Origin of the sequence: Limisphaera sp. 4302-co (assembly GCF_049537155.1) — a bacterium.
Lineage (GTDB): Bacteria > Verrucomicrobiota > Verrucomicrobiia > Limisphaerales > Limisphaeraceae > Limisphaera.
Map to the genome: position 1 here is coordinate 16,657 of NZ_JBMVQZ010000011.1, position 12,909 is coordinate 29,565.

The window sequence follows — 12,909 nt, forward strand, 5'->3', positions numbered from 1 at the left end:
GAAAGGAGACCGATGAGCACGGGGCGGACATTCGAATTCGGCGACACGGCTGCGCGTGCGCAGGAGTTGGCGCAGGCGCGGGTGGAGGCGCCGGCGGTGGACGATGGGGCCTGGGAGGAGGTGGCGGGCGACCGGATGGTCGTCAACATGGGGCCCTCGCATCCGTCCACGCACGGCGTGTTGCGGATCGTGCTCGAGTTGGACGGGGAGGTGATCACGCGTGCCACGCCGGACATCGGGTATCTGCATCGCGGCGATGAAAAGATCGCCGAGAACATGACGTGGACGCAGTTCATCCCCTACACCGACCGGCTGGACTATCTGGCACCGCTGGCCAACAACGTGGCCTATGCACTGGCGGTGGAGAAGCTGTTGGGGATCCACGACCGTTTGCCGCCGCGCTGCCAGTACATTCGCGTCATTTGCGCGGAGCTGGCGCGGATCTCGGCCCATTTGCTGGGCCTGGGCAGTTTTGCGATGGACGTGGGCGCGGTGACGGTGTTTCTCCACACGTTCACCGAACGGGAGAAGATCTACAACTTGTGCGAGGCGCTGACGGGCGCGCGGTTCACCACCAGTTACACGCGGATCGGCGGAGTGTCCCGGGACACCCCCCCCGGCTGGTGCGATGCGGTGGGGCGGTTTGTGGAGGAGCTGCTGCGCACGGTGGACGAGGTGGAGACCCTGTTGACACGGAACCGCATCTGGGTGGACCGCACGCAGGGGTTGGGGGTGATCCCGCCGGAGCTGGCGGTGGCTTACGGGCTGACGGGTCCCAACCTTCGCGGCAGCGGTGTGGCGCATGACCTGCGCAAGGCGCATCCGTACCTGTGCTACGCGGAGCTGGAATTCGACGTGCCGGTGGGCTCGGCGGGGGACTGCTACGACCGCTACCTGGTGCGGATGGAGGAGATGCGCCAGAGCGCGCGCATCATCCGGCAGTGTCTGGCGCGCATGCCGGGCGGCCCGGACAACGCCACGGGCGAGCCGGTGTGCGTGGATGATGGGAAGATCGTTTTGCCGCCCAAGCGCAAGGTGCTGACCTCGATGGAGGAGTTGATCCACCAGTTCATGCTGGTGACCGAGGGGATCAACTGTCCCCCGGGCGAGGTGTATTTCGGACACGAGAATCCGAAGGGCGAACTGGGCTTTTACATCCACAGTCGGGGCGGCGGGGCGCCGTGGCGGCTGAAAATCCGCTCGCCCTCCTTCTGTAATTTGAGCATCCTGCCCCGGCTGTTGCCGGGTCACCTGGTGGGTGACGTGCCGGCGATTCTGGGTTCGCTTGATTTCGTCATGGGCGAGTGCGACCGCTGAGCCTGTCGGGCGAGGTGGGACGGCTGCCACAGCCCGACTGCGGGGAGTCGAAGAAGTCATGGACTGGACCGTACCCCGGGAATTGGAGGCGGAGATTGACGCGTTGGTGGCGCGGTATCCGGTGAAACGGAGCGCGTCCCTGATGGTGCTGCACGCGTTGCAGGCTCATTTTGGCTGGCTGTCGCAGGAGGCCATCGAATGGACGGCCCGGAAACTCGGGTTGCAGCCGATCCACATTTACGAGCTGGTCACGTTTTATCCGATGTTCCGGCAGGAACCGTGCGGCCGGTGGCAGATCAAGATCTGCCGGACGCTCAGTTGCATGCTGGCCGGGTCGCACGAGTTGCACCGGCGTTTGTGCGAGCGGCTGGGGCTGGATCCGCACCGACACGGGCCGCAGACGACGGCCGACGGCCGGTTTACGTTGGAGTTCGTGGAGTGCCTGGCCAGTTGTCACACGGCACCGGTGGTGATGATCAACGACGATTTGTGGGAGCGGGTCAGCCCCGAGCAGGTCGAATCGTGGCTGGCCCATCCGGAAGAAAAGCTGCCGCGGGTGGAGGTTGGATCGTGAAACGCGGTCACATGCGGGCCACCCAAGAATGGGGCCGGCGGGTCTGGACCGGGTGCGGTCAGGGCGGCGCCCGGCGCGGGCGGTGGGCGGCAGACGGGGGGAATCCGGGCAAAACGAAATGGCTGCCCGACATGGATTCGAACCATGACAAACAGATCCAGAGTCTGCTGTGCTACCGTTACACCATCGGGCAAGCCCGTCTGCTAGAGAGAGTATTCGTTCCGGGCCGGTCGTCAAGGGTTCGGATGGGGGGAGGTTGAGGCGATGCCATCGGAGTATCGGCTGATCCTGAAGCATGCGTTCGAGCCGGGCTACACGCCGGATTTGGCGTGCTACCTGCGGCATGGCGGGTACGAGACGTTGCGCAAGGGGCTGACCCTGCCGCCGCGGACGCTGCCGGACGGCCGGGTGATGACCGCGCAGGAACAGATTCGGGAGGAGGTGGTCAAATCCGGGCTGCGCGGGCGCGGCGGGGCCGGTTTTCCGTGCGGGTTGAAATGGGGTTTTGTGGACCGCAAGAGCGGCAAGCCGATTTATCTGATCTGCAATGCGGACGAATCCGAGCCCGGGACGTTCAAGGACCGGCAGATCATCCACCGGGATCCGCACCAGTTGCTGGAGGGGATGATTCTGGCCTGTTTTGCCAACGACGTGCACCTGGGGTTCATCTACATCCGGGGCGAATTCACCGAGGGGGCGAAGATTCTGGAGCGGGCGCTGGCGGAGGCGCGTGAAGCCGGTTTTCTGGGCAGGAACATTCTGGGCACCGGATACGATCTGGACATCATCGTTCACCGCGGGGCGGGTGCCTACATTTGCGGGGAGGAGACGGGACTGATCGAGTCGCTGGAGGGCAAACGGCCTTATCCGCGGATCAAGCCGCCGTATTTTCCGGCCGTGCTGGGGTTGTACATGTGTCCCACGATCGTCAACAACGTGGAGACGTTGTGCAACATCAAGCACATCGTGGCGATGGGGGGTGCGGAGTTTGCCAAGATCGGGACGCCCAACAACACCGGCACGCGGTTGGTGAGTCTCAGCGGGCATGTGCGCAAGCCGGGCTGTTACGAGATCGAGACCGGCAAGGTGACGTTGGGCGAGCTGATCTTTGATCCGGCTTTCGGGGGCGGGCTCCGGGAGGGGCGGCAGTTGCAGGCGATCATTCCCGGCGGGGTTTCGGCGAAGGTGTTTCGTGCGGGGGAACGGGTGACGCTGCGCCGGCGCGGTCTGGACGGCAGGGAGGTCGTGGAGGAGAAGGACGTGCTGGATTTGCCGTACGACTTCGACACGCTGATTGCCGCGGGCAGCATGTCCGGATCGGGCGCGATCATCGTGGTGGACGATTCGGTGAGCATGGTGGACGTGCTGGCCAACATCAGTGCGTTTTTCGCGCACGAGAGTTGCGGCCAGTGCACGCCGTGCCGGGAGGGCTCCCTTTGGATGGCCAAGATTTTGAAGCGCCTGGCCGGAGGGCGGGGCCGGCGGCGGGATGCCGACGATTTGTTGCACATTGCAGACAACATTCCCGGCGGGCGGACGATCTGCGCGTTTGGGGATGCCTGTTCCTGGCCGGTCCAGAGCACGGTGGCGAAGTTCAAGGAGCAGTTTGTGGCGCGGGGTGCCGAGGCGGAGGCGCGTCAGGCGGCCGAGCAGGCCGGCGCGGAATCGGGCGGTCGGCCGGTCGGGGCCGGGACCGTCCGGGTGCCGATGACGAGGTGAGGATGAGCACGGCGACTTCCAGTGCGACTTCAGCGGGGAGCGGGGCGGCGGCTCCGGCGGTGGAGACGATCCGCGTGCGGGTCAACGGGCGCGAGGTCGAGGTGCCGCGCACGATGCCGGATTGGCAGGGCAAGCCGGCGCCCACGACGATGTTGCAGGCGTGCGAGCTGGCCGGTGTGACGGTGCCGCACTATTGCTATCATCCCAAGCTGCCCATTGCGGGCAATTGCCGGATGTGCCTGGTGGAGTACGGCACCCCGGCGCTGGGTCCGGACCGGAAGCCGATTCTGAACCCGGACGGCACGCCGCGGATCGTCAAATCGGCGCGCCCGGCCATTGCGTGTGCCACGCCGGTCAGTCCCGGCATGGAGATTTACACGGAGACCCCCGGCGTGAAGGCGATGCGGGAGGGGGTGTTGGAGTTCCTGCTGATCAATCATCCGCTCGACTGTCCCATCTGCGACCAGGCCGGTGAATGCAAGCTCCAGGAGTACTCGCTGGATTACGGGCAGGCGGGCAGCCGGTTTGTGGAGGCCAAGGTGCACAAGCCGAAGGCCGTGGACCTGGGCCCGCGCATCGTGTTCGACGCGGAGCGTTGCATCCTTTGCACGCGTTGCATCCGGTTCACTCGTGACATCGTGGGCGACGACGCGCTGGGGATCATCAACCGCGGCAGTTACAACACCATTGCCACCGCACCCGGCCGGCCGTTCGACAACAATTACACGCTCAACACGGTGGACATCTGTCCGGTGGGGGCGTTGACCTCCCGGGATTTCCGGTTCCGGATGCGCGTGTGGTTCCTGAAGGAGACGCCGAGCATCTGTCCGAGCTGCGGAACCGGCTGCAACATCCTGATCGGCTCGCGCCAGGGCCGGATCTACCGGTACACGCCCCGGCCCAACGACGCGGTCAACAGCCACTGGATGTGCGATTATGGCCGGCTGAACTACAAGTGGATCCACCGGGCCGACCGGTTGAAGAAGGTGCGGATCCGCGGTCGCGATTCGGGCTGGGAGCTGGCCACGGCGGAGATCCTGGAACGGCTGCGTCGGGCCGAGCCCGGGTCGGTGGGGCTGGTGGGATCGGCGCGGCTGAGCAACGAGGAGCTCTGGCTGCTGAGCCGGCTGAAGGCGCGGTTGCGTGCGATGAGCGATTCGGTCCCGCGCGAGAGCGAGGGCGATCATCTGTTGTTGAACGCGGATCGCAACCCGAACACGCAGGGGGCGCGGCTGACGGGCATCTGTTACACCGAGATGGGCAGTCAGCTGCCGGTGATGCTGGAGCGGGTGCGCAAGGGGCAGATCCGTGCGCTGCTGGTTTTCGGGGAGGAGCTGACGCGGCACGGTTTCGAGCCGGAGCTGCTGGAGCGGTTGGATTTGCTGGTGGTGTGCGACGTGTTGCCCAATGCCACCACGGAGCGGGCGCATTATCTCCTGCCGGGCTGTGCGCCGGCGGAGAAGATGGGCACGTTCACCAACGTGCGCGGCCGGGTGCAACGGTTTCAACCGGCGATCCCGCCGCCGGGCGACGCCCGGCCGGAATGGGAGGTGCTGGCCGAGTGGGTGAGCGCGTTGACCGGCGAGCAACTGCCGGGGCATCTGCCGGGGTTGTTCGATCGGATGGCTTCGGAGGTGCCGGCCTTCCGGGGGTTGAGCTGGTCGGCGTTGGGCGACTGCGGGGCCACCGTGCCGGTTTGAGGGCGCGGGTGGCGGAACGGGAAACGGGGTGACCATGGATTTTTGGGCACAACTGGAACCGACGACCCAACAGGCGCTGCTCACCGTGGTGCGGGCGGTGGGGGCGTTTGCGGTGTTGATGTTCCTGGTGTCGTACGTGGTGTTGATCGAGCGCCGGGTGTGCGCGTTCATCCAGGATCGGGTGGGGCCGAACCGGTGTGGTCCGCTCGGGCTGTTGCAACCGGCGGCCGACGCCATCAAGGCGTTTTTGAAGGAGGACTTCACGCCGGCGCATGTGCGGCGGGTGTTGTTCACGCTGGCGCCGGCGCTGGTGATGACCCCGGCGGTGTTGAACCTGGCGGTGATCCCATTCGGGTCGGCGCCCGGCACACGGGCCGGTTCGTGGGTGATCGCCGACCTGAACGTGGGCCTGGTGTACGTGTTCGGGATTCTGTCGCTGAGCGTGTACGGGATTGTGCTGGCGGGGTACGCGTCGAACTCGCGGTATCCGTTGTTGGGCGGGCTGCGCAGCGGCGCGCAGTTGATCTCGTACGAGGTGTTGATGGGGTTGTCGGTGGTGCCGGTGTTTTTGTGGGTGGGGAGCCTGAACCTCAGTGAGATTCTGGCCGTGCAGGCGGGTCGGGCGGCGTGGGCACCGGCCTGGATGCCGGTGCCCAACTGGCTGGTGTTTCAGAGTCCGATGACGTGTCTGTCGTTCTGCCTGTTCCTGGTGGCGGCGTTTGCCGAGACGAACCGGACACCGTTCGACCTGCCGGAGGCGGAGCAGGAGCTGGCCGGGGGGTACAACATCGAGTACAGCTCGATGCGGTTTGCGCTGTTTTTCATGGGCGAGTACGCGGCGATGATCCTGGCCTCGGGGCTGATGACGACGTTGTTCTTCGGTGGTTGGACGTTGCCGGTGTGGGGGCTGGACCGGCCGGCGGCGACGGTATGGGGCGGGCTGTTGCACGTGGGGATTTTTCTGGGCAAGGTGCTGGCGCTGCTGCTGGTGTTCATCTGGGTGCGCTGGATGTGGCCGCGGTTTCGCTATGATCAACTGATGCGGTTGAGCTGGTACAACCTGATCCCGCTGGCGCTGGTGAACATTCTGGTGACGGCGACGTGGCTATGGTGGCGGAGCCTATGAAGGAGCGACCGGAGGAGAAACCGGGCCGATCCGGACCGGGCGGCTGGCCTGTTGCCGGCCCTGGGGCGGGGTCGTGGCAGGCGCCGGCTGAGAAGGTGGGGCGCGGCTCGGTGCGGGTGGTGCCGCGCAAGCCGCTGGGTTTTTGGGAGCGGCTGTATCTGCCGGCGGTCTGGGGCGGGCTGAAGGTGACCCTGCGGCATTTCTTCCGGAGGAAGGTGACGCTGCAGTACCCGGAGGAGCGTTGGACGGTGCCGGAAGGGTACCGGGGTGCGCCGTATCTGGTGCGGGACCAGGACGGCAACACCAAGTGTGTTTCCTGTCAGTTGTGCGAGTTCGTTTGTCCGCCCAAGGCGATCCGGATCGTGCCGCCGGGTCCGGACGGTCCGCCGGCCGACCGGCCCAATGCCGAGAAGATGCCGCTGGAGTTCGAGATCAACATGCTGCGGTGCATCTTCTGCGGGTTGTGCCAGGAGGTCTGCCCGGAGGAGGCGATTTTTCTGATGAAGGACTATTCGCTGACCGGCACGAGTCGCGAGGAGATGATCTTCAACAAGGAGAAGCTGCTCGCCCTGGGGGGCGTGCACGCGGGGATTCAGAAATGGAAGCACAAGCTGGAAGAGGCGCGCGCACAGGAGGACTTTCCGGTGCGGACCTGAGAGGTGGGTTCGGGCGCGGCCGCCGCGGCGTGCGGCGCCCGGTCGGGGTTCGCGGAGGAGGTTGAGCGATGACGCTGCCGGACGTGTTGTTCTATGTGTTTGCCCTGCTGGCGCTGGGCAGCGGGGGATTGGTGGTTTGGAATCCGTTCAGCCGGAATCCGGTGTACAGCGCGTTGTTCCTGGCGGTGACGATCCTGGCGTTGTCCGGGCTGTTCGTGCTGCTGCACGCCTACTTCGTGGCGGCGGTGCAGGTGCTGGTGTACGCGGGGGCGGTGATGGTGTTGTTCCTGTTCGTGTTGATGTTGCTGGATCTGCGGGAGGAGGCGCGGCGCCGGTTGCGGTGGGCCGGCCTGCTGACGGGTGGCGCGGCGGCGGCCGGGGTGACGGCGCTGTTGCTGTGGGCGCTGTGGCGCGCCCGGCCGGGGGACGGGCTGCCGGCGGCCGAGATGGAGGGGACGGTTCGGCTTCTGGGCCGGTTGTTGTTCACGCAGTATCTGTTGCCGCTGGAGATCATGGGGGTGCTGCTGCTGGCGGCGATGGTGGGCGTGATCGTGATCAGTAAACGCGATCTGCCGTGAGGGTGCGGAGGGGCCGGGCGGGGCAGGAAGGCACGAGCCATGGATTGGAAACCGGGACTGGAACATTACCTGACGGTGAGTTTTCTGTTGTTCGGCCTGGGGTTGCTGGGTGTGGTGGCCAGGCGGAACCTGCTGGTGATGTACATGAGTCTGGAGCTCATGTTGAACGCGGCGAATCTGGCGCTGGTGGCGTTTTCGCGGTTTCGCGGGGAGATGCACGGTCAATTGCTGGTGTTTTTTGTGATCACGGTGGCGGCGGCCGAGGTGGCGGTGGGTCTGGCGCTGCTGGTGGCGTTGTACCGGCAACGTCGCACGGCGCACGTGGAGGATGTGAGTTTGCTGAGGTTGTAGCGGGAACGGCCCCGTCGGCGCGGATCGGCAGGGGCGGCTGCCGCTGGTTTGCGGGCAAGGTGACGAGACGATGAAGGGTGAAGGTTTGTTGTGGTGGATTCTGCTGCTGCCGCTGGCGGCGGCGGGGGGGATCACGTTGACCTCGCTGCGGCAGCCGCGGCGGAGTGCGGCATTGTCCATCGGGGCGGCGGTGGGGAGTTTTCTGCTGACGGTGATCTTCTGGGGGATCAATGGTTGGACCGCCGGGACGGTGTCGGTGCCGTGGTGGTCGGCCGGTTCGTGGTCGGTGACGTTCGATCTGCGGGTGGATCCGTTGAGTTTGGTGATGTTGCTGGTGGTGACCGGCGTGGGGAGTCTGATCCACATCTACTCACCCGGGTACATGCGAGGGGACGGCGGTTTTGCGCGGTACTTTGCCTGCCTGAGCCTGTTCATGTTTTCGATGCTGGGGATCGTGTTGGCGGGGAATTTTCTGCAGATGTTCGTGTTCTGGGAGCTGGTGGGGGTGTCGAGTTACCTGCTGATCGGGCATTGGTTCGAACGGCCTTCGGCCGCGGATGCGGCTCGGAAGGCGTTTTTGACGAACCGGCTGGGGGACCTGGGTTTCCTGGCGGGGATTCTGATGGTGTACGGTTTGGCCGGGACGATGGATTTCGGCCGGCTGGAGGCGCGTTGGCCGGGGATGGTTTCGGAGCTGGGCACGGTGGCCACGGTGGCTGGTTTGCTGGTGTTCTGCGGGGTGGTGGGGAAGTCGGCGCAGGTGCCGTTGCATGTCTGGTTGCCGGACGCGATGGAGGGTCCGACGCCGGTCAGCGCGCTGATCCACGCGGCCACGATGGTGGCGGCCGGGGTGTATCTGTTGTGCCGGGTGTTTTTCCTGTTCACGCCGGACGCGCTGGCGGTGGTGGCCTGGACAGGCGGGCTGACGGCGTTGGTGGCCGCGCTGATTGCGGTCCAGCAGAACGACATCAAGCGGATTCTGGCCTATTCGACCTTGTCGCAGCTCGGTTACATGGTGATGGGGGTGGGGTTGCAGGCGCCGGCTGCGGGGATGTTCCATCTGGTTACGCATGCGTTTTTCAAGGCGCTGTTGTTTCTGGGGGCGGGTTCGGTGATTGTGGCGCTGCACCACGAGCAGGACATCTGGCGGATGGGCGGGTTGCGCCGCCGCCTGCCGGTGACGTTTTGGACGTTCGTTGTGGGGACGCTGGCGCTGGCGGGGGTCTGGCCGATGAGCGGGTTTTACAGCAAGGACAGCCTGCTGGCGGCCGCCTGGGAGCATGAGTTGCCGTTGTTTGTGTTGAGCGTGGGGGTGGCCGGTCTGACGAGCTTTTACATGTTCCGGCTGGTGTGCGTGGCCTTTGGCGGTGAGGCGCGGACCGAGGCGGCCGGGCATGCGACGGAGCCGGGTCAGGCGATGTTGTGGCCTCTGCGGATCCTGGCGGTGCTGAGCATCGTGGGCGGTGTGACGGGGATCCAGTCGGTGTTGCAGGGCGTGCTGCCCGGGTTGGAGGGGGCCGGTTCCGGGACGTGGTGGGACCGCCTGTGGGAACCGTTTCGTCATGCGCCCGTGCCGGCGCTGGGGGGGCTGTTGGCGATGGCGGCAGGGGCGGTGCTGGCGTGGAAATGGTATGCGGGGGCGTCGGAGGATCCGGTGGCGGAACGGTGGCCGCGGCTGGCGCGCTGGTTGCGGCACCGGCTGTACTTCGATGAGTTGTACGAGGCAACGGTGATCGGGCTGCATGAGGCCTGGGCGATGTTTCTGGCCGGTGTGGAACGGTGGGTGTTGCAAGGGTTTTGTGTGGGTTTGCTGCGGGGCAGCGCGGATGTGCTGGGTCAGACCCTGCGGCTGATGCAGTCGGGAAGTCTGCAGACCTACGCGCTGGTTTTCGCGGCTGGGCTGGCCGTGGTGTTGTGGTGGTGGTTGGGCGGATGAAGAGGTTCGGTTGTCGCAGGAGAGTGGAGGGACGGCGATGACGATGCTGGGTTGGCTGGTGGGGATTCCGTTGCTGGCGGCGCTGGCGGTGTTGCTGGTGCCGCGCACGGCCGGGCGGACGCCGCGGGTGATCGCCCTGGTGGCCACGGGTCTGACGGCGTTGGTGGCGGTGGGTGTGTTTCTGCGTTTTGCCGGGGCGCCGGCCGATGCGGACGGGTACCGCATGGTGACGGAGGTTCCGGGATGGGGCGCGCCGTCGTTGGGGATCAAGTGCCGGCTGGGCGTGGACGGGCTGAATGTGGGTTTGCTGTTGATGGGTGCGGTGGTGGGTTGGGCGGCGGCGGTTTGTTCGCGGGAGATCCGGCACCGGACCAAGGAGTTTTATTTCCTGCTGTTGCTGATGACGGGCGGGATTCTGGGCGCGTTCGCCTCGCTGGACCTGTTTTACTTCTATTTCTTTCACGAGTTGGCGCTGGTGCCGACGTTTTTGATGATCGGGATCTGGGGCCGTGGGGAGGGTCGGGGCCCGGCGGCGTTTCAGATGACGTTGTTTTTGACGGCGGGCGCGTTGCTGGTGTTGATCGGTCTGGTGGCGTTGTATCTGCAGCTTCCGGCGGGTGAACGGACGTTCGACATTCCCACTCTGACGCGGTATTTCCGCGATCATCCGCCGGCCGCGGGCGTGCAGGGCTGGATCTATCCGTTGTTGTTGTTCGGGTTCGGGATTCTGGTTTCGCTGTGGCCGTTTCACGTGTGGGCGCCGGCCGGCTACGCCGCGGCGCCGAGCGCCACGGCGATGCTGCATGCGGGTGTGCTGAAGAAGTTCGGGCTGTACGGTCTGCTGCGGGTGGCGCAGCCGTGTTTGCCCGAGGCTGCGGCGGAGTGGATGCCGGTGGTGGCGACGCTGGCGTTGGGTAACGTGCTGTATGCGGGCTGGGTGGCGATGCGGCAGACGGATCTGGGCCGGCTGCTGGGTTACGCGAGTGTGGCGCACATGGGTTTTGTGTTTCTGGGGTTGGCGGCCTGGAACGAGGTGGGTGTGACCGGTGCGGTGGTGGTGATGGTGGCGCACGGGTTTCTGGCAGCGTTGTCGTTCGGACTGGCCGGGCACCTGTATGAACAGACGGGGGACTGGTCCCTGCGGCAGATGAGTGGCCTGGGCCGTGCGATGCCGTTCTGGGGGGCGGCGATGACCATGGCCGCGCTGGCCGGCTGTGGTTTGCCGGGTTTTGCGAATTTCATTGGTGAGGTGACCGTGTTTTTCGGGCTTTGGGAGGTGCCGGCCTTGCGCGGGGTGACGGTGGCGGCCCTGTTCGGTGCGCTGGTGGTGGGCGCGGTGTACATGTTGCGGGCGGTGCGGCGGCTGGTTCACGGGCCGGCGGCGGAGGGTGTGCAAGCTGCGGATGTGACGGGCTTGTCCGCGCGTCTTCCTTATGCGGTGCTGTTGGCTGTGTTGTTGTTCTTCGGTTGGTTCCCGGGCGTGTTGGTGGAGAAGGTGGATGCCGCTGTGGCCGGTCTGATGCCGCGGGTGCAGGCGGGTGTTCTGGCGACGCGCAGCCCTTGAGAGACTCTGCGCCTGGCTGGCCGGGCCGGGAGCCTGGCCCTGGCGCCGGTTTCTGCCGGTGTGGTTTTGTTGTCCATCCCGGGCGGGGCCCGGGGCTGGAACGACCGGCCGGCAAGGGGTCACGTGCCCGGCGTATCGGTGCGACGTGAGTGTGGAGGGGCCTGCTGCGGGCGTTGTCCGGGTGTCGGTAGGTCGTGCCGGGAGGGGTTGTCCCGGGGGCTGGCGGGGTGGAAGCCGGTGTGTGGCGGATGTGTGTGGGGCTGAGCGGGGTCGGAGCTCAGGCTGGCTGGGTACGGATCCACTCTTGCAGCCGCCGGGCGAGGTCGTGGGCGATGAGCGGCTCGATGAGGGGGTCGAGCTCGCCGTCGAGCACGGCGCCGAGGTTGTAGAGGGTCAGTTCGATGCGGTGATCGGTGACGCGGTTTTGGGGGAAGTTGTAGGTGCGGATTCGTTCGTTGCGTTCGCCGGTGCCGACCTGGGCGCGGCGTTGGGCGGCGTATTTGGCGTTTTCCTCGGCGCGTTTGGCTTCGAGGAGGCGGGCGCGGAGGACGCGCAGGGCCTTGGCCTTGTTTTTTTGTTGGGAGCGTTCGTCGGCGCAGCGGACGATCATGCCGGTGGGTTTGTGGAGGATTTGGACGGCGGAGTCGGTGGTGTTGACACCCTGGCCGCCCGGTCCGGAGGCGCGGCTGACGGTGATCTCGAGTTCGTCGGGTTTGATTTCGACGTCCACCTCCTCGGCCTCGGGAAGGACGGCCACCGTGCAGGTGCTGGTGTGGATGCGGCCCTGGGCCTCGGTGACGGGGACGCGTTGGACGCGGTGGACGCCGCTTTCGTATTTGAGGCGTTGGTAGACGTCCGGGCCGCTGATGAGGAAGATGACCTCCTTGAAACCGCCGAGGTCGGAGGGACTGGCGTCGATGGTTTCGGTTTTCCATCCCCGGGCTTCGGCGTAGCGGTTGTACATGCGAAAGAGGTCCGCGGCGAAGAGGGCGGCTTCCTGTCCGCCGGCACCGGCGCGGATTTCCATGACGATGTTGCGGTGGTCGGCGGGATCGGGTGGAAGCAGGCCGCGCTGGAGTTCACGGGTGAGCCGGTCGAGTTCGACCTCGCCGCGGGTGATTTCTTCGCGGATGAGCCCGGCGAGTTCGGAGTGCGCCGGTTCGGCGGCCAGCAGTTCGCGGTTTCGGGCGAGTTCCTGTTCGGTGCGGAGGTAGGCGTCTCCGATGGATACGAGCTCCTTGAGGCGGGCGTATTCGCGGCCGAGTTCCTGGAGGCGGGCAGGTTGAGCGGCCACGGCGGGGTTGCCCAGCGCGGTTTCGACCTCGGCCAGGCGCTGGCGGAACCTTTCGATGTAGGGTTTCATGTCCATGGCGGAGCGGCGTGCTTTA

General features: G+C 66.0%; 11 protein-coding genes and 1 tRNA gene. 10 read left to right on the forward strand and 2 right to left on the reverse strand.

Features of this window, described 5'->3' with window-relative positions:
* The first annotated feature begins 12 nt into the window (after positions 1–12).
* Both nuoD and nuoE read left to right on the forward strand, forming a co-directional pair.
* Entirely contained in the window at positions 13–1,317 is a 1,305-nt protein-coding gene (nuoD, locus tag ACPDIX_RS11425) for an NADH dehydrogenase (quinone) subunit D (RefSeq protein ID WP_423431928.1), read from the forward strand.
* A 58-nt stretch (positions 1,318–1,375) separates the two neighbouring features.
* Positions 1,376–1,891 carry an NADH-quinone oxidoreductase subunit NuoE gene (nuoE, locus tag ACPDIX_RS11430; protein ID WP_423431929.1) on the forward strand — a complete coding sequence of 172 codons (516 nt, stop codon included), beginning with the start codon at positions 1,376–1,378 and terminating at the stop codon, positions 1,889–1,891.
* 119 nt (positions 1,892–2,010) lie between these two features.
* On the opposite strand, the gene ACPDIX_RS11435 is transcribed toward nuoE, so the two are convergent.
* A tRNA-Gln gene (locus tag ACPDIX_RS11435) sits at positions 2,011–2,084 on the reverse strand.
* 71 nt (positions 2,085–2,155) lie between these two features.
* Here ACPDIX_RS11435 and nuoF point away from each other — a divergent pair.
* From nuoF to ACPDIX_RS11475, 8 genes are all read left to right on the forward strand, one after another.
* Complete coding sequence (gene nuoF / locus ACPDIX_RS11440) at positions 2,156–3,610, forward strand: NADH-quinone oxidoreductase subunit NuoF (RefSeq protein ID WP_423431930.1); 1,455 nt, start codon at positions 2,156–2,158, stop codon at positions 3,608–3,610.
* 2 nt (positions 3,611–3,612) lie between these two features.
* Entirely contained in the window at positions 3,613–5,310 is a 1,698-nt protein-coding gene (locus ACPDIX_RS11445) for a molybdopterin-dependent oxidoreductase (protein WP_423431931.1), read from the forward strand.
* Positions 5,311–5,344: 34 nt separating this feature from the next.
* Complete coding sequence (nuoH, locus tag ACPDIX_RS11450; protein WP_423431932.1) at positions 5,345–6,436, forward strand: NADH-quinone oxidoreductase subunit NuoH; 1,092 nt, start codon at positions 5,345–5,347, stop codon at positions 6,434–6,436.
* 110 nt (positions 6,437–6,546) lie between these two features.
* Positions 6,547–7,092, forward strand: coding sequence for a NuoI/complex I 23 kDa subunit family protein (locus tag ACPDIX_RS11455; protein WP_423432033.1), 546 nt, complete (start codon positions 6,547–6,549; stop codon positions 7,090–7,092).
* Positions 7,093–7,160: 68 nt separating this feature from the next.
* Entirely contained in the window at positions 7,161–7,670 is a 510-nt protein-coding gene (locus ACPDIX_RS11460) for an NADH-quinone oxidoreductase subunit J (RefSeq protein WP_423431933.1), read from the forward strand.
* A 39-nt stretch (positions 7,671–7,709) separates the two neighbouring features.
* Positions 7,710–8,021, forward strand: a complete 312-nt coding sequence (nuoK, locus tag ACPDIX_RS11465; RefSeq protein ID WP_423431934.1) for an NADH-quinone oxidoreductase subunit NuoK — start codon at positions 7,710–7,712, stop codon at positions 8,019–8,021.
* Between the two features lie 70 nt (positions 8,022–8,091).
* Positions 8,092–9,957: an NADH-quinone oxidoreductase subunit L gene (gene nuoL, locus ACPDIX_RS11470; RefSeq protein ID WP_423431935.1), complete on the forward strand. Its 1,866-nt coding sequence runs from the start codon at positions 8,092–8,094 to the stop codon at positions 9,955–9,957.
* Positions 9,958–9,994: 37 nt separating this feature from the next.
* A complete protein-coding gene (locus tag ACPDIX_RS11475) occupies positions 9,995–11,521 on the forward strand; it encodes a complex I subunit 4 family protein (protein WP_423431936.1) in 1,527 nt (508 codons plus the stop codon).
* Positions 11,522–11,798: 277 nt separating this feature from the next.
* On the opposite strand, the gene prfA is transcribed toward ACPDIX_RS11475, so the two are convergent.
* Positions 11,799–12,890 (reverse strand): peptide chain release factor 1, encoded by a 1,092-nt coding sequence (prfA, locus tag ACPDIX_RS11480; protein WP_423431937.1) that lies wholly within the window; start codon positions 12,888–12,890, stop codon positions 11,799–11,801.
* Positions 12,891–12,909 lie beyond the last annotated feature (19 nt).